Annotated in this window: 13 protein-coding genes; all 13 read left to right on the top strand. The window is 61.3% G+C overall.

Features of this window, described 5'->3' with window-relative positions; translation table 11 throughout:
- Positions 1-4 precede the first annotated feature (4 nt).
- The 13 genes from GOB83_RS04420 to ppdK all read left to right on the top strand — a co-directional run bounded on the left by GOB83_RS04420 (position 5) and on the right by ppdK (position 18,601).
- Positions 5-1,168, top strand: coding sequence for an FtsW/RodA/SpoVE family cell cycle protein (locus tag GOB83_RS04420; protein ID WP_086645587.1), 1,164 nt, complete (start codon positions 5-7; stop codon positions 1,166-1,168).
- A complete protein-coding gene (murG, locus tag GOB83_RS04415; RefSeq protein ID WP_165925349.1) occupies positions 1,165-2,310 on the top strand; it encodes an undecaprenyldiphospho-muramoylpentapeptide beta-N-acetylglucosaminyltransferase in 1,146 nt (381 codons plus the stop codon). Before GOB83_RS04420 ends, murG begins: the two co-directional genes overlap by 4 nt.
- Positions 2,307-3,740, top strand: a complete 1,434-nt coding sequence (gene murC / locus GOB83_RS04410) for a UDP-N-acetylmuramate--L-alanine ligase (protein WP_086645588.1) — start codon at positions 2,307-2,309, stop codon at positions 3,738-3,740. Before murG ends, murC begins: the two co-directional genes overlap by 4 nt.
- Positions 3,737-4,687 carry a UDP-N-acetylmuramate dehydrogenase gene (gene murB, locus GOB83_RS04405; RefSeq protein WP_165925348.1) on the top strand — a complete coding sequence of 317 codons (951 nt, stop codon included), beginning with the start codon at positions 3,737-3,739 and terminating at the stop codon, positions 4,685-4,687. Before murC ends, murB begins: the two co-directional genes overlap by 4 nt.
- The gene (locus GOB83_RS04400; protein ID WP_086645590.1) at positions 4,684-5,622 is read left to right on the top strand and encodes a D-alanine--D-alanine ligase; all 939 of its coding nucleotides are present in this window, start codon (positions 4,684-4,686) and stop codon (positions 5,620-5,622) included. The genes murB and GOB83_RS04400 overlap by 4 nt, the downstream gene beginning before the upstream one ends.
- Complete coding sequence (locus GOB83_RS04395) at positions 5,619-6,533, top strand: cell division protein FtsQ/DivIB (RefSeq protein ID WP_086645591.1); 915 nt, start codon at positions 5,619-5,621, stop codon at positions 6,531-6,533. Before GOB83_RS04400 ends, GOB83_RS04395 begins: the two co-directional genes overlap by 4 nt.
- Complete coding sequence (ftsA, locus tag GOB83_RS04390) at positions 6,526-7,962, top strand: cell division protein FtsA (RefSeq protein WP_165925347.1); 1,437 nt, start codon at positions 6,526-6,528, stop codon at positions 7,960-7,962. The genes GOB83_RS04395 and ftsA overlap by 8 nt, the downstream gene beginning before the upstream one ends.
- An 82-nt stretch (positions 7,963-8,044) precedes the next feature.
- On the top strand, positions 8,045-9,529 hold the full coding sequence (gene ftsZ, locus GOB83_RS04385; protein ID WP_086645593.1) for a cell division protein FtsZ: 1,485 nt from the start codon (positions 8,045-8,047) through the stop codon (positions 9,527-9,529).
- Between the two features lie 148 nt (positions 9,530-9,677).
- Positions 9,678-10,658 carry a UDP-3-O-acyl-N-acetylglucosamine deacetylase gene (gene lpxC, locus GOB83_RS04380; protein ID WP_086645594.1) on the top strand — a complete coding sequence of 327 codons (981 nt, stop codon included), beginning with the start codon at positions 9,678-9,680 and terminating at the stop codon, positions 10,656-10,658.
- Between the two features lie 97 nt (positions 10,659-10,755).
- Complete coding sequence (locus GOB83_RS04375) at positions 10,756-11,715, top strand: outer membrane protein assembly factor BamD (RefSeq protein WP_165925346.1); 960 nt, start codon at positions 10,756-10,758, stop codon at positions 11,713-11,715.
- A gap of 178 nt (positions 11,716-11,893) precedes the next feature.
- A complete protein-coding gene (gene recN / locus GOB83_RS04370) occupies positions 11,894-13,615 on the top strand; it encodes a DNA repair protein RecN (RefSeq protein ID WP_165925345.1) in 1,722 nt (573 codons plus the stop codon).
- A gap of 26 nt (positions 13,616-13,641) precedes the next feature.
- Positions 13,642-15,702, top strand: a complete 2,061-nt coding sequence (ligA, locus tag GOB83_RS04365; RefSeq protein WP_165925481.1) for an NAD-dependent DNA ligase LigA — start codon at positions 13,642-13,644, stop codon at positions 15,700-15,702.
- Between the two features lie 223 nt (positions 15,703-15,925).
- Complete coding sequence (gene ppdK, locus GOB83_RS04360) at positions 15,926-18,601, top strand: pyruvate, phosphate dikinase (protein WP_086645699.1); 2,676 nt, start codon at positions 15,926-15,928, stop codon at positions 18,599-18,601.
- The last annotated feature ends 48 nt before the right edge of the window (positions 18,602-18,649 follow it).

Below are 18,649 nucleotides of genomic sequence, written 5' to 3'. Positions count from 1 at the left end.
AAGCATGGCCGGTTATTCCCGCACTGATGATTCGCCTTTTGGCCGCTGGTGGCGGAACGTGGACCGGACAACGCTGGTCTGCACCTTCATTCTTATCGGCTTTGGCTACATTCTCATGCTTGCGGCCAGCCCGGCGGTTGCGGTGCGCATTGGTGCGTCGCGCAACATGTTCATTTTCAAGCAGGTCATGTTCCTGAGCGTGGCGGGGGTTATTGTCACCGGGGTTTCCATGCTCTCGCGCCGGACGGTGCTGCGGCTCTCCCTGATCGGGGGGGCGCTCATGCTGGGTGCGACCATGCTTACGCTGGTCCACGGGATCGAGATCAAGGGGGCACGGCGCTGGATTGCGCTGCCGCTCATGTCTTTGCAGCCATCGGAGTTTCTCAAGCCCTGCTTTGCCGTGGTCACGGGGTGGCTGCTGACCCAGCGCCGTATTTCGCGCTATTTTCCGGGGATGCTCATCGCATTCGGGCTATATGGGCTTATTCTGCTGCTGCTTAAATCCCAGCCAGACATTGGCATGCTTACGGTTATTACCGCTGTTTTTCTGGTCCAGTTGTTTGTGGACGGGCTGAACCTGATTTTTGTGGGGTTTGGTTTTGCCTGCATGATTGCGGCAGGCATTGCCGCGTTTTTTATCTTCCCGCATGTGCGCTCGCGCGTGGAGCGGTTCATGCACCCCAATGTGGGGGATCATTACCAGATTGATACGGCCCTGCGCGCCTTTGGCAATGGCGGGCTTATGGGCCGCGGGCCGGGTGAAGGCCGGGTCAAGGATCTGCTCCCCGACGCCCATGCGGACTTTGTGTTTGCCGTGGCGGGGGAAGAATACGGGCTTGTCATCTGCCTGCTGATCATTTGCGTTTTTGCCGCCATTGTGGTGCGGACCCTGCTGCGCCTGATCCGCGAGGATGACCCGTTTGTGGTCATCGCCACCACCGGGCTGCTAACGGGTTTTGGCCTTCAGGCGTTTGTTAACATGGCTTCCACCTTGCATCTTATCCCCACCAAGGGCATGACGCTGCCATTCATTTCCTATGGGGGGTCTTCGGCCATGTCTGTTGCTCTGGCTATTGGCATGGTGCTGGCCCTGACCCGGCAGCAACCGGGGGGCCTGCGCTCGGGCAATGGCTTTATCTCCACTCTCAGACAATGGCGGTCAGCATGAAGCCACAGACTATTGTGATCGCGGCCGGGGGCACTGGCGGTCATTTTTTCCCCGCTGAAGCACTGGCTGACGCACTGGTTGCCCGTGGCCACCACATTGTGCTGATGACCGATGCCCGCGCAGGCAAACGCACCAGCGGCGTTTTTGCCAATGCACCACAGTTTGTGCTGCGCGGTGCAGGTGTGGCCGGGCGTGGCCCCGTACGCGCCCTGCGCGCAGGGGTTACGCTACTGGCCAGCGCATGGAAGGCACGGGGCATCCTGCACACTCTTCAGCCTGATGCGGTCATCGGTTTTGGCGGCTACCCTTCCATTCCGCCCCTGCTGGGCGCGCGGTTGCTGGGCCGCAGGCACCCTGCGCTGATCATTCATGAAGGCAATGCCGTTCTGGGCAAGGCCAATGCCGTGCTCTCCCGCTTTGCTGACGTAATTGCCACCTCCTTCCCCACCGTGGCCAAGCTGCCCATGGGGGCCAGAACCGTGCTGACCGGCATGCCCGTGCGCCCCGGCATTGCCGCGCTGGCGGGGGAAGCATGGCCCACCCCGAACGGGACGATCAACCTGCTGGTCTGGGGTGGCTCGCTGGGGGCGCGCATTTTTTCGCAGGTGGTGCCCGCAGCCATTGGCCGCCTGCCAGCCGCCCTGCGCGCACGCATCCACATTACTCAGCAGGCCCGCGCGGATGACGTGGACACCGTGCGCAAAGCCTATGCCGATATTGGCGTACAGGCCCGTGTGGAGCCGTTTTTGAACGATGTGCCCGACATCCTGCGCGCAGCCCATCTGGTCATCGGGCGGGCAGGCGGCTCCTCGGTGGCGGAAATTACCACCGCAGGCCGCCCTGCGGTCATGGTCCCCCTGCCTATTGCCGCCTCCGATGAGCAGACCGAAAACGCCCGCGCCATAACCGACGCGGGCGCAGGCTGGATGATCCGCCAGCCCGACTTTACCGCACAAACACTGGCAGCCCGCCTGCAAGACCTTTTCACCGCCCCGGACGACCTGGCCCGCGCAGCAGCCGCCGCTGCCACGCTGGCCCGCCCGGATGCCGCCCTCCGTCTGGCTGATATAGTAGAAGAATGCCTCCAACTTTCTCCTTCACCCGCCCATCCGCCCTCACACGAGACGGAGACACGCACATGAGAGCCCTGCCCCTTTCCATCGGAACCATCCATTTTGTCGGCATTGGCGGCATTGGCATGTCCGGCATTGCAGAGGTTCTGTGCCTGCTGGGCTACTCCGTACAGGGCTCGGACATAGCGGAAAACGCCAATGTCAAACGCCTGCGGGCTGCGGGCATTCCGGTTACAATCGGGCATGACGCCGCCAATCTGGGCAATGCGCAGGTTGTGGTCATTTCCACCGCGGTCAAGCGTGACAACCCCGAAGTTGTTGCAGCCCGCGCCAAGCTGATTCCCGTTGTCCGCCGGGCGGAAATGCTGGCCGAACTCATGCGCCTGCGCTGGTCCGTAGCCATTGGCGGCACACATGGCAAAACCACCACCACCAGCCTTGTGGCTGCCGTGCTGGAAGCCGCCAAGCTGGACCCCACCGTTATCAACGGTGGTATTATCGAGGCTTACGGCACCAACACCCGCATGGGTAAGGGCGACTGGATGGTGGTGGAAGCGGATGAAAGCGATGGCTCGTTCCTGCGCCTGCCCTCCGTTATTTCGGTCGTTACCAACATGGACCCCGAGCATCTGGACCACTGGGGTTCTGCCGAGGCCATGGAGGCAGCGTATGACCAGTTTGTCTCCAACGTACCGTTCTATGGCTTTGCGGTCCTGTGCATAGACCACCCTGCCGTGCAGCAGATGATTCCGCGCCTGTCTGACCACCGGATTGTCACCTACGGCTTCTCCCCACAGGCGGATGTGCGGGCCGAAAAGGTAATTACCGACAAGCTGGGCGCTACGTTTGAGGTCACGCTGACAGACCGCGTTACCCGCCGCACCCGCAAGGCCGGGCCTTTCCGCCTGCCCATGCTGGGCGCGCATAATGTGCAGAACTCCCTTGCCGCCATTGCCGTCGCAACCGAAATGGACATCAGTGATGATGTGATCCGTTCCGGGCTGGCCAGCTTCCGGGGGGTCAAGCGCCGCTTTACCCGTACGGGGGAAGCCGGTGGCATTACCGTGATTGATGATTACGGGCACCACCCGGTGGAAATTGCCGCCGTGCTCAAGGCCGCCCGCCAGGCTGGAGCCAGCCGGGTTATTGCGGTCATGCAGCCGCACCGCTACTCCCGCCTGAGAACCCTGTTTGCCGATTTCTGCACCTGCATGAACGATGCCGACACGGTTATTGTCTCCGACGTGTACGCCGCAGGCGAAGACCCCCTGCCCGATGCCAGCCGCGACAGGCTGATAGAAGGGCTGCGTGAACGCGGCCACCGCTCCGTTGTCCCGCTTTCCAGCCCTGAACATCTGGCGGAAATGATCAACGCCATTGCCAAGCCGGGGGACTATGTTGTGTGTCTGGGTGCGGGCACCATTACCAACTGGGCGCAGGCTCTGCCTGCCCAGCTTGCCGCCTTGCAGGCTGAACAGAAAGGTGGAAGCGCGGCATGAACAGCACGCCCGCAACCACGCTGGAAGATATGGTTCGCCACGCCTTTGCCGGCACGCATGGACGCGTTACCGCGCAGGCCCCGCTGGGGGCGCGTACGTGGTTCCGCGTTGGTGGTCCGGCGGAATGGCTGTTCCAGCCCAGGGATGCGGATGATCTGGCAAGCATGCTCCAGCGCCTTTCCCCCGAACTGCCCGTTATTGCCCTTGGAGCCTGCTCCAACGTGATTATCCGCGATGGCGGGCTGGACGGCATTGTGGTGCGCATGGCCCGCGGCTTTGCCGATATTGCTGTGGAAGCGGACGGGCTTGTGGTGGGCAGCGCATGCCTGGATGCCACAGTAGCCGAACACGCGGCACAGGCCGGGCTTGCGGGGCTGGAGTTTCTGGCAGGTATTCCCGGCTCCATCGGGGGGGCCGTGCGCATGAACGCCGGAGCCTATGGAGCGGATATTGCCAGCGTGCTGGACTGGGCGGAAATTGTGACCCGTGATGGCAATATGGTCCGCCTTGGCAACGCCGCCCTGCGCTTTGGCTACCGCCGCTCCGGCCTGCCCGAAGGGGCCATGGTGGTGCGTGCGCGCCTGCGCGGCATGCCTGCCAGCCCGGCGGACATAGCCGCACGCATTGGCGATATTCGCACAGCGCGCGAGCAGTCCCAGCCTGTGCGCGCACGCACGGGTGGCTCCACCTTCCGCAACCCCGAACCCGAGGTTTCCGCCCGCAAGGCGTGGGAGCTGATTGATCAGGCTGGCTGCCGTGGCCTGCGCCAGGGCGATGCCCAGGTCAGCGAAAAACACTGCAACTTCCTGATCAACCTCGGCAATGCCACCGCCCATGACCTCGAAACACTGGGGGATACCGTGCGCCAGCGCGTTGCCCAGCATTCGGGCGTGCAACTGCACTGGGAAATCAAACGTCTTGGCCGCACACAGGGAGCCCGCGCATGAGCACCTCCAAACGGATTACCGTGCTTATGGGCGGCATATCGTCCGAGCGGACTGTCAGCCTGTCTTCCGGGCAGGGCGTGGCCGAGGCCCTGCGCAGTCTAGGCCATACGGTCAGCACGCTTGATGCGGGGGCCGATCTGGGCGCGCTGGTTGCCGAACTGGGCGCACAAAAACCCGATGTCGTGTTTAACGCACTCCATGGCCGATTTGGCGAGGACGGCTGTATTCAGGGCATTCTGGACTGGATGGGCCTTGCCTATACACATTCTGGCGTACGGGCATCCGCCACAGCCATGAACAAGGCGGCCGCCCGCGCTGCTTTTGTTTCCGCTGGCCTGCCCGTGGCCGAAGGCCGGGTCATTGATATTGCCGAACTTGCCGAAGGTGACCCCCTGCCAGCCCCCTACGTGGTTAAACCCGTTAGCGAAGGCTCGTCCGTTGGTGTCTCCATCGTGCGGCCCGGTGCCAATGTGCGCGAACGCATTGTGCGGGACTGGACATTTGGCCCGCATGCGCTGGTAGAAGAGTTTATTCCCGGGCGTGAAATTACCGTGGGTGTAATGGGCGAACGCGCCCTGACCATAACAGACATTACCCCCACCGGCAGCGGCCACGATTTTTACGATTACGACGCCAAATACAATACCGGCGGCTCACGGCATGAACTGCCCGCGCGCATTGCCCCCGATGTTGCCCAGCGCGCACTGGACGTGGCGGTAGAAGCCCATAAGGCGCTGGGATGTGCCGGGGCATCACGCTCGGATTTCCGGCTGGATGATGCAGACCCGGCCAACCCGCGCCTGATCCTGCTGGAAGTCAACACCCAGCCGGGCATGACCGCAACATCGCTCCTGCCCGAACAGGCCGCCTATTGCGGCATTAGCTACCCCGCATTGTGCCACTGGCTTGTTGAGCAGGCCACCTGCCGCCAATGAAGCGCCCCGCCAGCCGCCCCTCCCGCACGGGATTATTCCTCAAGCGCCAAAAACGCCTGCTGCGGCCCGTTATCGGGCTTATGCTGCTGGCGGGGGCCGGGGCTGCTGTTTATCTGGCGGTGCCTCTTCCGGCCCTGCAAAAACAGATTGCCCCCTTGCGGGACAAATTACTGGGCACCTCCGCCCTGCGCGTGACCAGTATCCGGGTTGAAGGGGCCAACCTGACCAGTGACGAGGCCATTCACACCGCCCTGAACATTGCCGTGGGGGACCCGGTTCTCAACTTCAACGTCACCCGCGCGCGTGAGAACCTGACCGCCCTGCCGTTTATTGACCATGTAAGCGTTGAGCGCCACCTGTCTGGCGAGATTGACGTGCACATTACCGAGCGCCCGCCTTATGCGGTGTGGCAGCATCAGGGCCATTTTATCCTGATCGACCGGCAGGGGCAGAAAGTGCCGGATCAGGGCGCGAACGACAAGGACGCCACCGCCTTTGCCAAACTGCCACTGGTCGTAGGTGACGGCGCGAACGAAAACGCCGCCGCCCTGATAGACGTGCTGGCACAGGAACCGGACGTAAAATCCCACGTAACAGCCGCTGTACGGGTAAGCGACCGCCGCTGGAACCTGAGCCTGAAAGATGGCGCAACCGTGCTCCTGCCCGAAGGGGAGGAAGCCCCGGCCATTCACCGGTTGGCCAGAATTAACGCCACAACACAGCTGCTTGACCGCCCCGTTGAACTGATTGACATGCGCCTGCCCGACCGGCTGACCATACGTGAACGCCCTCCTGAACCGCCCCCTGCCCCCTCCGCACCGGCAGGGGATGGCGCAAAAAGCAGCCCGCAGCACACACCCCACCACACCCAGCCCACCCGATCCCCCACGGAGGAAAGCCGAGATGAATGACGCCGCGCACTCCCCTGCTTCCCCCGCACTCAGTCTGGCGGACCGGCTGCACAAAAAGCGGAGCCATTCTTCAGCCTCCCCCACACTGCGCATGAGCGGGGGGGAAGCATCCCTTCCGCTCCCCCCCAGTGAGCGCAACAAACGCCCGCACACATGGCGCAACGGCTACAGTGCGGTGCTGGATATTGGCTCGACCAAAATTACCTGCCTTATTGGCAAGGGGGAGCCCAACGGCATGCTGCGCGTGGCGGGCTTTGGCTGGCGCCGCTCCGCTGGTGTGCGCAATGGCGCCATAACCGAGTTGCAGGAGGCCGAAGCCGCCATACGCGCAACCGTAGCGCAGGCTGAGAACATGGCCGAGCGCACCATAGACAAGGTGGTGGTCAACCTGTCCTGCGGGCATCCGGCCAGCCGCTTGTTCAATGTGCGCTGGCCCATTGGCGGGCGGGTCGTAACCGAGGCGGACATCCGCCGCGTGGTTACGGAAGGGCGCGTGCAGGCCACCGTGCAGGGGCGCGAGGTCATTCACACCCTGCCCATAGACTTTACGGTGGATGATACTGAGGGCGTGTCTGACCCACGGGGGCACCTGTGCGAAACGCTCAAGGCGCGCCTGCATATTATTGATGCCGCCACCACCGCCCTGCTGAACCTTGAAACCGTGCTGAGCCGTGCCGAACTGCGCATGGAGGCTCTTGTATCCTCCCCGCTGGCATCCGGCCTGTCCGTGCTGGACAGGGATGAACGCGACCTTGGCACAACGGTTGTGGACATGGGCGGGGGCACCACATCCTTTGCCGTGTTTGGTGAAGGCCAGATCCTGCACACCGCCCAGATCGGGGTTGGCGGGCTGCATGTTACGCGTGACATAGCCCGCGGGCTTGGCACATCGCTTGACAATGCCGAGCGGCTGAAAACCGTGTATGGCAGTGCGGACCTCTCCTCCGACGTGGAGGACGAAATCCTGACCGTGGAACTGCTGGGCAATGATGTGCCTCATTTTGAGCAGATCTCCCGCGCCCAGCTTGGCCGCATCATTCGCCCCCGTATGGAAGAAACACTGGAACTGGTGCGCGAAAAACTGGATGGCGCGGGCCTTGGCATGGCCGCCAGTGGTCGCATTGTGCTGACCGGAGGAGGCTCCCTGCTGGATGGAATCCGCCCGCTGGCCGAGCGTATTCTGGGGGTGCCGGTAAGTGTTGGCCGTCATTCCGGCCCTGGTTTTACGCGCTCGGTCCGTCTGGGCAGGCCCAAGAATATTGCGGGTCTGCCAGAAGATACGGCAGCCGCAGCAGGCTTTGCCACGGCTGCTGGCCTGCTGTTCTGGGCGGCCAGTGCGGAGCGTCCGTTCAGTGATGTGGAATTCCGCGAAGCCGCGCCAACTGGTTTTTTACAAAAACTGGTTGCTTTTATTCGTGAGAGGGTTTGATTTGCCCCGCAAAAGGTTGGTAAACTATTCGCAATCTTATCTACAACGCCCCTGTTAACCCGCCGCAGTCCGGGAGAGACACATGACACTCAACCTAACCGTTCCACCCCAGACTCATGCTGATTTTTCGCCCAAGATCACCGTTATAGGCGTTGGCGGCGGGGGGACGAACGCGGTTGACAACATGATTGCCTCCAACCTGCAGGGTGTGGAGTTTGTTGTAGCCAACACCGATGCGCAGAGTCTGGCCAAAAGTCTGGCCGACAGCCGCATCCAGCTTGGCCCGCACCTGACCCACGGCCTTGGCGCAGGCGCCAAGCCCGAAGTGGGCCGTGCCGCAGCGGAAGAAGCAGCGGACGAAATTGCCCGCTACCTGGACGGCGCACATATGGTGTTCATCACCACCGGCATGGGTGGGGGCACGGGTACAGGGGCAGCACCAGTTATTGCCCGCATGGCGCGTGAGCGGAACATTCTGACCATTGGCGTGGTCAGCAAGCCTTTCGCCTACGAAGGCAAGCGCCGCGCACGTGTAGCGGATGAAGGTATTCAGGAACTTCAGCAGTATGTTGATACGCTGATTGTCATCCCCAACCAGAATCTCTTCCGTATTGCCAACGAACGCACCACCCTGCGTGAAGCCTACAAGCTGGCTGACGAAGTTTTGAACATGGGCGTGCGCGGCGTTACCGACCTGATGATGGAACGCGGCTACGTCAACCTCGACTTTGCCGACATCCGCAGCGTTATGGCGGAAATGGGCAAGGCCATGATGGGTACGGGCGAAGCCGAAGGTGAAAACCGTGCGGTGGAAGCTGCCGAAGCCGCCATTTCCAACCCACTGCTGGAAGATACCTGCATGGCTACCGCCAAGGGCCTGCTGGTCAATGTTACCGGTGGTGAAGACATGACCTTCTTTGAAGCGGAAGAAGCCTTCAACCGCATCTGCCGTGAAGTACCAGAAGACGCCAACATGATCTTTGGTACGGTCATTGAGGAAAAAATGAGCGGGCGCGTACGCGTATCCGTTGTTGCCACGGGGATTGACGTACCCTCAGGCGCGGCTGAACGCCCGCATCTGGCAGCAGTGGAAACCGAAGCCCAGCCGGAACAGACCTACGCTGCCCCTGCGGCACAGCCCAGCGCGCCGCCGCCTGCACAGCCTCAGCCCCCCGTGGCCGAGCAGAGTGCCCCCGTACAGCAGCAGGCCTATGCTCCCCAGCCCGGCCATGCCGCCCCCCCGGCGCACATGGTTCCCGGTCAGGTTGCCGCTGCGGCACAACAGCCCCGCCAGCCTGCACCGGCCCCCGCACCAGCGCCTGCTGCATCCAAACATGCCAATCTGTTCAGCGAACCGCCGCGTCCCTCGGCCTACCCTGTGCAGGACCCCAATGCACGGAGCCTGTTTGGCCGCGTGACTGGTGCATTCCGCCGGGCCACCACACCAGAAACACGGGAAGAGCCTGTAGCGCAGTCTCACCCCACCATCAGCCAGGCCGAGCAGGGTGCACCCCGCCATGGTGAAGGCGATAACGGGCTGGAAATTCCAACCTTTCTGCGCCGCTAAGCCTTATGGGCTACCCCCGCCCGGCACCTGTGTGCCGCATGGCGGGGGATGAAACAGACGGCAATAATCATTGACTCGCATCTGCCCCAAACAGGCCCTAGCGTTAGTGTGAGATAACTTTCCACACCAATACGGGGCGGTCGGGATCATGGATAATCTGTCTGGGGAGCTTACCCCATGTTCCAAATCTGTGGAGATCCTCCCCACCACCATGCGACAGATGCGCCAAAAAACCGCACCGGCCCAGCACACGCTGCACCATGCCATTTCTGCCGTAGGTATTGGCCTGCACACTGGCCGCTCCATTAACATGACCATTGCCCCTGCTCCCGCAGGGCACGGCATTGTTTTCCAACGGACCGACCTGCCACAGGCAGCCCCCCTGCCCGCGCGTTATGATTACGTAGTGGAAACACATCTGAGCACCGTTCTGGGCGAAAAAGCACGCCCCGAAAACCGGGTTGCAACCGTTGAACACCTGATGGCCGCCCTTTGCGGGTGCGCCATAGACAACGCACTTGTTCTGGTTGATGGGCCGGAAACCCCGGTGTTTGATGGCTCCGCCACAGATTTTGTTTTTCTGCTCGACTGCGCCGGACGCAAAACGCAGGACCTGCCACGCAAGGTGGTACAGGTTCTGGAACCTGTTCGGGTGGAGCACCAGAATGCCTGGGTGGAACTGCTCCCCCACAGCAGCCCAAGCCCGCATTTGTCCATGAGCATTGATTTTCCCGCCCGCGCCATTGGCGCACAAAGCTATGCTCTGGACCTGACCCCGACCTCCTTCCGCAACGAGCTGGCCCGCAACCGCACCTTTGCCATGCGGCAGGAAATTGAAGCCCTGCATCAAGCCGGGCTGGCATTGGGCGGGTCTTTGGATAACGCCATTGTTGTGGATAATGACGTTGTACTCAACCCGGCGGGCCTGCGCTGCCCGGATGAGTTCATACGCCACAAGATCATGGATGCGGTGGGGGATCTGTATCTAGCGGGCTGCGTGCTCAACGCCAGCTTCCGGGGCAACCGCTCGGGCCACACGCTCAACAACATGCTGCTCAAAACCCTGTTTGCCCAGAGCACCGCATGGCAGGACACAACAGACCTGCAATCCACCTCTGCTGCAGCCTGACCAGCTTTTTGCACGGCTCTTTCAATAATCGGCGTTTCTTTGCTTTTCTTGACCCGCTGACATGCTATAAGATTTCGTCTCGATCTGAAGAGCCGGTATGTTTGATATTTCTATAAAAACACAGTCAGTCCGTCGTCGTCTGCCGTTCGTGCTCTCAGCTCTGGTGCTGACCGGGCTTACGGGTTGCAGTCTTTTGACCGGCAGCAAAAAAGGGCCGATCACGCCCAAAATTGCACCACCGGAGACGCTCTATAACAACGGCATTGATGCCCTGCGCACACGCCGCTACGAGCTGGCTGCTGCCGAGTTTGAAACACTCCAGCAGAACTACCCCTATTCGGGTTACATCCCCAATTCGCAGCTGATGGAAGGGTATTCCTACTACCTCAAAGGAAAATACCCCGAAGCCGTGCAGCAACTGAACCGCTTTATCAGCCTGCACCCCACCAGCACCGATTCCGCCTATGCCTATTACCTGCGCTCGCTCTGCTTTTATGAGCAGATTGCAGACGTGCAGCGTGACCAGCAGGGCACGGCAGAAGCCATGGACGCGCTGGAAGAAGTGGTTACCCGCTTCCCCCAGAGCAAATACGCCCGCGACGCCCAGCTTAAAATCGATCTGTGCCGTGACCATCTGGCTGGCAAGGAAATGCTGGTTGGCCGCTATTACCAGCGCGAACGTAATTATGAAGGTGCCATTAACCGTTACCAGCGCGTTGTGCAGGACTTCCAGACCACCAACCATGTGCCTGAAGCACTCGAACGCATGGTGGAAGTGTACCTAGACCTTGGGCTAACCGATCAGGCGCGCAAATCCGCCATTGTTCTGGGTTACAACTACCCCGGTAGCCAGTGGTACCACTACGCTTACAACAAGCTGAAGAGCTACCACCTGATCGACGGCAAACTGCCGCCTCCGGGCAAGGCAGTTACCACCCCTGCCAAACCGGACCTGCTCAAAGCACAGGCATCAGACACACGGGATGAGCGTATGGCCGCCCCGGCAGCCATGCAGCAGCCTGCAACCGCTACTCCTGCGGCGGCCACCAAAAAGTAATACGGCTTTTTCACTTTCACTCTTGAACTAAGAACACAACAGGAACATACAGGACTCACCTTTCCTGTTCGCAGCAAGGGTATGCCTGTTCACGCTCAGGCGGGAGCAGGCGCATTTGTTTAGTCTGTTCCGCAGACTCCAGTCATTTCAGGTGTGAACCTAAAAGCCGGATGTCGCTATGCTGACACATCTTTCCATCAGAGACGTTGTGCTGATCGAGGCACTAGACCTTGCTCTCCACCCCGGCTTTACCGCCTTAACGGGGGAGACCGGGGCAGGCAAATCCATCCTGCTGGATAGTCTGGGCCTTGCCATGGGCGAGCGCGCCAATGCGGGCCTTGTCCGCGCCGGTGCGGAGGAAGCCCGTGTAACCGCCTGTTTTGAAACCCCGGCAAGCCATACGGTTTACACCCAGCTGGAAGAACAGGGCATTCCGGCCGACAAAGGCGAACCCCTTGTGCTGCGCCGGGTGATCTCGCGCGAGGGGCGGTCACGCGCATGGATTAACGACCAGCCCGTGGGCCTGACCCTGCTGCGCCGAATTGCTTCCGCTCTTATCGAAATTCAGGGCCAGCATGAGCAGATGGGGCTGGCCGATGCCTCCACCCATCGCGGCCTGCTGGATGCTTACGGCATTAAGCCCTCCCTCCTTAAAAAAGTCGCACAGGCCTTTACCCACTGGCAGGAGCTGCGCCAGAGCCTTGCCAGCGCACAACAGGCACTGGAAGACGCCGCCCGTGAGGAAGAATGGCTGCGCCATACGGTGAGCGAACTCTCCGCACTAGCGCCCCAACCGGGGGAGGAAAGCCAGCTGGCGCAACAACGCCACGCGCTCCAGCAGGCCGAACGCCGGGGCGAGGCCGTGGCAGCCGCCCTGTCCGAACTCACACCGCGTGACCGCCGCTCCACCGGGCCAGCCGCCGCCCTGCGCGCTGCCAACCGCGCCCTTTTGCGTCTGGTCCCCTCCACCACATCGGACAGCACACCGCCTGAAACCGATGAGCTTGCAGGCCGCACCGCCGAAGCCCTGAGCGCGCTGGAAAATGCAGAAACCGCACTGGCCGAAGCTGAAAGCCTGCTCTCCCGCCTTATGGCAGATACGGAAGCCAACCCACGGGAGCTGGAAGAAACGGAAGAAAGGCTGTTTGCCCTGCGCACCGTTGCGCGCAAACACAACGTGCTGGTGGATGAACTGGCAGCTTTGCTGGCGCAACTGACTGCGCGCATCCACGCACTGGACAATGGCGCCACCGAGCTGGAGGGCCTGCGCAAAGCCACGGAAGACGCCCGGCTTGCCTATATGGAGGCCGCCCGCGCCCTGACCGATGCCCGCACCCTTGCCGCCAAAAAAATGGAGCAGGCCGTAACGGCCGAACTCAAACCCATTAAACTGGAAAAAGCCCGTTTTCTGGCCGAGTTGCAGCCCCTCCCCTCCGAGCAGTGGAGCCGCCACGGCATGGAGCAGGTCATGTTCCTTATTGCCGCCAACCCCGGCCAGCCCCCCGGCCCCATTGCCAAGGTGGCATCGGGGGGGGAACTATCCCGCCTGATGCTGGCACTCAAGCTGGTTCTGGCCGGGCAATCTGGTATTGGCACGCTCATTTTTGACGAAATTGACGCAGGCGTAGGCGGTGCAACCGCTGCCGCCATTGGTGAGCGCCTGCACCGTCTGGCACTGAATGTGCAGGTATTGGCCGTTACGCACAGCCCGCAGGTTGCCGCCAGTGCTGATGCGCATTTACGGATTGGCAAACAGACCCGTAACGGACAAACCGCAACCCACGCCATAGCTCTGGCAGAAACCGAACGCAGGGAAGAAATCGCACGCATGCTGGCAGGAGACACCATTACCGATGCAGCCCGCGCTGCCGCCGCCAGCCTGCTGGACTCCAAAAAATGACAACGAACACCACCCCGGTCACGGAAATGAACAGTGATCAGGCCCGCACGGAACTGGCGGAACTGGCCAGCCAGATTGCCTACCACAACACCGCCTACCATGGTCATGACGCCCCGGAAATAAGCGACGCGCAGTATGATGCCCTGCGCAAGCGCTACACCGAGCTTGCCGCCCTTTACCCCGATGCTGAACCACAGAACAGCGCAGCCAATGCAGTCGGGGCCAGCGCGGATACGGGGCTTGGCAAGCATGTCCACCTTGCCCCCATGCTCTCGCTCGACAACGTGTTTGACCGTGAGGAGTTTGAAGGCTTCATCACCCGTGCAGCACGGTTTCTGGGGCTGGATCAGGCAGATACGTCCAGCCTGCGTCTGGTGGGTGAACCCAAGATTGATGGTCTTTCCATCAGCCTTACTTACGAATCCGGCAAGTTCATCCGGGGCACCACTCGGGGCGATGGCACGGAAGGGGAAGACGTAACCGCCAACCTGCGCACCCTGCGCAGTCTGCCTCTGGAGCTCCCCGCCCCCTACCCCGACCTGATCGAAATTCGCGGGGAAGTCTTCCTCTCCAAAACCGACTTTATCGCACTCAATGCCGCACAGGAGGCAGCAGGCAAGCGCCTGTTTGCCAACCCGCGCAATGCGGCGGCGGGGTCCTTGCGGCAGCTGGACGCCAGCATTACGGCCCAGCGCCCGCTCTCCCTTTTTGCCTATGCGCAGGGTTTCTGCTCGAACAAGGCAACCCGTAGCCACTGGGCTTATCTGGAGCAGCTCAAGGCATGGGGGTTTACGGTCAACCCGCTCTCCCGCCAGATTGAGGGAGCGGCCGATGCCGAAGCTTTTTTTGAGGAAATCAACCGCGAGCGCGCCAGTCTGGCCTATGATATTGATGGCGTTGTTTACAAAATAGATGACTTGAGCCTGCAGGAACGTCTGGGCTTTGCCGGGCGTGCCCCCCGCTGGGCCATCGCGTGGAAGTTCCCGGCAGAACAGGCCATTACGCGCCTGAACGCCATAGAAATTCAGGTCGGGCGCACCGGTGCCCTGACCCCTGTTGCACATCTGGAACCGGTTAACGTTGGCGGGGTGCTTGTAACCCGCGCCACCTTGCACAATGAAGACGAGATTACCCGCAAGGACGTGCGCGAAGGTGACCTTGTGTACGTCCAGCGCGCAGGCGATGTTATTCCGCAGGTGCTTGGTACGGTCCCAGCAGGTGAGCCAGCGCCCGAACGGCAGCCTCTTTTTCATTTTCCCGATCATTGCCCCGTATGCGGCGCGCTGGCCGTGCGACCTGAAGGCGAAGTGGTGCGCCGCTGCACCGGCGGGCTGACCTGCCCCGCACAGGCCGTGGAGCGGCTGATCCATTTTGCCTCCCGCCTTGCCTTTGACATTGAAGGGCTGGGTGAGCGCAGTATTCGCGAGTTTTATGACGCCGGGCTGATCCACACCCCCACCGACATCTTCCGGCTCAAGGCCCACGCAGCAGCTCTGGAACAGCGTGATGGCTGGGGTGAGCAGTCTGTGCGTAATCTGCTTCAGGCCATAGACGACCGGCGCACAATCCCACTTTCGCGCTTTATTTACGCGCTGGGTATCCGCCGTATTGGGGAAAGTAACGCCCGCCTGCTGGCCCGCCATTACGGCAGCTATGCCAACTGGCTGCAGCAGATGGAGGCGGCCACCATTATCGGCTCTGACGCCCGGCTGGAACTGGGGTCCATTACCGGCATTGGTAACGCCATAGCAACGGATGTGGTGGCCTTTGTTGCTGAGCCCCACAACCAGACCACGCTGGCCGAACTGAGCGCCGAGCTGACCATTACCGAGGAAAGTGCCGCCAGTGGCGGCCCTCTGGCGGGCAAGACCATTGTGTTTACCGGCACGCTGCTCACCATGACCCGCCCGGAGGCCAAGGCCACGGCCGAACGCATGGGGGCCAAGGTGTCCGACTCCGTATCAAAAAAGACCGATCTGGTGGTGCTGGGGGAAAAGGCAGGCTCCAAGGCCAAAAAAGCGGCGGAGCTGAACATTCCCACCATGGACGAAGCAGAATGGAACGCCTTTTGCGTAACAAACGGATAGAACCACCACACCCGCAGTTTTTTACCATTTACGTGTAAAAGAGAGATTGCCCGGCGGCCAAATCTGCGCCATGCTGCCGGGCAACGAAGGGGTGGAGTTCGTCGTCCAAACCAAAAATAAAAATTCCGTGCCCAGTCCGGCTGCTGTTCCGGTATCCCCTGTTCCCATCCCCTCGGTCGGAACTTCAGCTCATCTGGCACAAAAGAATGAAGTGAACGGCAAAATGACCAAGTGGATCTACAGTTTCGGCGCTGGCCAAAGCGAAGGCAACGCCGGGATGCGCAATCTCCTCGGCGGCAAGGGCGCCAATCTGGCGGAAATGGCCAATATTGGCCTGCCGGTGCCCCCAGGATTTACCATTACCACTGAAGTCTGCACCGCCTTTTACGACAACGGACGGAAGTACCCCGCCGAGCTGGAATCCCAGCTTGAAGCGGCTATGGGGCTGGTAGAACAGGCCATGGGCCTGCGCTTTGGCGATGCCGAAAACCCGCTTCTGGTTTCTGTCCGCTCCGGTGCGCGCGTTTCCATGCCCGGCATGATGGACACAGTGCTCAACCTTGGTCTGAACGACGCAACGGTTGAAGGCCTTGTCCGCTCCTCGGGCGATGCCCGCTTTGCATGGGACAGCTACCGCCGCTTCATTCAGATGTACGGCTCCGTTGTGCTCGGCGTGCCGCACCACGAATTTGAAGACCTGCTTGAACAGGCCAAACGCGCCGCTGGCAAGATTGATGACACCGCCCTGACCGCCGAAGAATGGCAGGACGTTGTAAAAAGCTACAAGCAGATCGTCCTGTCCGAAACGGGAACCCCCTTCCCCGAAAACCCCAAGGACCAGCTGTGGGGTGCCATTGGAGCCGTCTTTGGCTCATGGATGAACCCACGCGCCAACACCTACCGCAAACTGCATGACATTCCCGCAAGCTGGGGCACGGCTGTTAACGTTCAGTCCATGGTGTTCGGCAACATGGGGGATGACTGTGCAACGGGCGTGTGCTTCACCCGCGACCCGTCCACGGGTGAAAACATCTTCTACGGCGAATACCTGATCAACGCACAGGGCGAGGACGTTGTGGCCGGCATCCGCACCCCGCAGCCCATGGCGGAGTGTCGTTCGGTCGAGGGTCAGACCTCGATGGAAAAAGCCCTGCCCAACGCGTACAGCGAACTGCTCAAGGTGCGCGACCTGCTTGAACGCCACTACCGCGACATGCAGGACATTGAATTTACGGTACAGGCCAACAAGCTCTACCTGCTCCAGACCCGCTCGGGCAAACGGACCGCAGCCGCAGCCCTGCGCGTAGCCATTGACATGGCCAAGGAAGGCCTGATCACGCAGGAAGAAGCGGTAACCCGCGTTCCTCCCGCATCGCTCGACCAGCTGCTCCACCCTGTGCTGGACCCCAAAGCCGAGCGCCAGCTGCTGACCCGCGGCCTGCCCGCATCCCCCGGTGCTGCAACCGGGATAATCGCCTTCTCCGCCGAGGATGTGGAAGACCGCGCAGCCAAGGGTGAAGACGTTATTCTGGTGCGTATTGAAACCTCGCCAGAAGACGTACACGGCATGCACGCAGCCCGTGGCGTGCTGACCACCCGCGGCGGCATGACCTCCCACGCAGCCGTTGTGGCCCGTGGCATGGGCCGTGTCTGCGTGGCCGGTGCTGGCAGCATTGCCGTGGACTACAAGGCCCAGACCATGACCGTGGATGGCCACACGCTCAAAGCGGGCGAGTGGATTACGCTCGACGGTGGTACGGGTGCTGTTTACAAGGGTCGCGTTCCCACCATTCCGCCCACCCTTTCGGGCGATTTTGCCACCCTTATGGGCTGGGCAGATGGCGTACGCCGCCTTGGTGTGCGCGCCAACGCCGAAACACCCGAAGATGCACAGACCGCCCGCCGCTTTGGTGCGGAAGGCATTGGCCTGTGCCGGACCGAGCACATGTTCTTCGGCCCTGACCGTATTGGCCATGTGCGCCAGATGATCATGGCGGATGACGCACAGACACGCGCCCGCGCTATTGAGGCCCTTCTGCCGTTCCAGCGCAGCGACTTTACGGAACTCTTCCGTATTATGGCTGGCCTGCCGGTTACCATCCGCCTGCTCGACCCGCCGCTGCATGAGTTCCTGCCGCATGGTGAGGCCGAGCTGGCTGATGTGGCCAAGGCACTGGGCAAGGATGTGGAAAGCCTGCGCGCACGCCGCTCGGCCCTTTCCGAATCCAACCCCATGCTGGGCCACCGTGGTTGCCGCCTTGGCATTACCTACCCCGAAATCTACGCCATGCAGGTGCGTGCCATTACCGAGGCCGCTCTGGACATTGCGAAGGAAACCGGGAAGGCCGTGGAACCCGAAATCATGATCCCGCTGATCGGCACCAAAGCCGAGCTGGATCTGGTTCGTAAATCCTGCGAAGGCGTTATTGCCGATGTGCTGAGCGAACGTGGCGTCAAGCTTGCTTACAAGATTGGCACCATGATCGAACTGCCCCGTGCAGCCCTGACTGCGGACCAGATTGCACAGAGTGCTGACTTCTTCTCCTTCGGCACCAACGATCTGACCCAGACAGCCCTTGGCCTGTCGCGTGATGATGCAGGCTCCTTCCTGCCTGAATACGTGGAAAAAGGGCTGCTGCCCCAGGACCCCTTCGTTTCCATCGACCGCGAAGGCGTGGGCGCTCTGGTGCGCATGGGTGTGGAAAAAGGCCGTGCCGCCAAGCCCGACCTCAAGCTGGGCATTTGCGGTGAACATGGTGGGGACCCGCTCTCCATCGCCTTTTTTGAAGAAGTCGGGCTGGATTACGTCTCCTGCTCCCCCTTCCGTGTGCCGGTCGCCCGTCTGGCCGCAGCACAGGCAGCTCTTGCCGCACGCAATAACAAGGCTGTTAAAGCCTAAGGAAAAAGTGGCCGCCTCGCTTTGAGGCGGCCATTTTTCAATCTGATA

It is taken from the genome of Acetobacter fabarum (genome assembly GCF_011516925.1).
Lineage (GTDB): Bacteria > Pseudomonadota > Alphaproteobacteria > Acetobacterales > Acetobacteraceae > Acetobacter > Acetobacter fabarum.
The sequence above is the reverse complement of the archived record's forward strand: the minus strand, read 5'-3'. Positions and strand labels throughout refer to the sequence as shown.

Excerpts from the sequence above, each read along its gene's own strand:
- GOB83_RS04375 (WP_165925346.1), top strand. The coding sequence starts at position 10,756 with ATGTTTGATATTTCTATAAAAACACAGTCAGTCCGTCGTCGTCTGCCG.
- ftsA (WP_165925347.1), top strand. The coding sequence starts at position 6,526 with ATGAATGACGCCGCGCACTCCCCTGCTTCCCCCGCACTCAGTCTGGCG.
- GOB83_RS04420 (WP_086645587.1), top strand. The coding sequence starts at position 5 with ATGGCCGGTTATTCCCGCACTGATGATTCGCCTTTTGGCCGCTGGTGG.
- recN (WP_165925345.1), top strand. The coding sequence starts at position 11,894 with ATGCTGACACATCTTTCCATCAGAGACGTTGTGCTGATCGAGGCACTA.
- ftsZ (WP_086645593.1), top strand. The coding sequence starts at position 8,045 with ATGACACTCAACCTAACCGTTCCACCCCAGACTCATGCTGATTTTTCG.
- GOB83_RS04395 (WP_086645591.1), top strand. The coding sequence starts at position 5,619 with ATGAAGCGCCCCGCCAGCCGCCCCTCCCGCACGGGATTATTCCTCAAG.
- murB (WP_165925348.1), top strand. The coding sequence starts at position 3,737 with ATGAACAGCACGCCCGCAACCACGCTGGAAGATATGGTTCGCCACGCC.
- lpxC (WP_086645594.1), top strand. The coding sequence starts at position 9,678 with ATGGATAATCTGTCTGGGGAGCTTACCCCATGTTCCAAATCTGTGGAG.
- murC (WP_086645588.1), top strand. The coding sequence starts at position 2,307 with ATGAGAGCCCTGCCCCTTTCCATCGGAACCATCCATTTTGTCGGCATT.
- murG (WP_165925349.1), top strand. The coding sequence starts at position 1,165 with ATGAAGCCACAGACTATTGTGATCGCGGCCGGGGGCACTGGCGGTCAT.
- ligA (WP_165925481.1), top strand. The coding sequence starts at position 13,642 with ATGAACAGTGATCAGGCCCGCACGGAACTGGCGGAACTGGCCAGCCAG.
- ppdK (WP_086645699.1), top strand. The coding sequence starts at position 15,926 with ATGACCAAGTGGATCTACAGTTTCGGCGCTGGCCAAAGCGAAGGCAAC.
- GOB83_RS04400 (WP_086645590.1), top strand. The coding sequence starts at position 4,684 with ATGAGCACCTCCAAACGGATTACCGTGCTTATGGGCGGCATATCGTCC.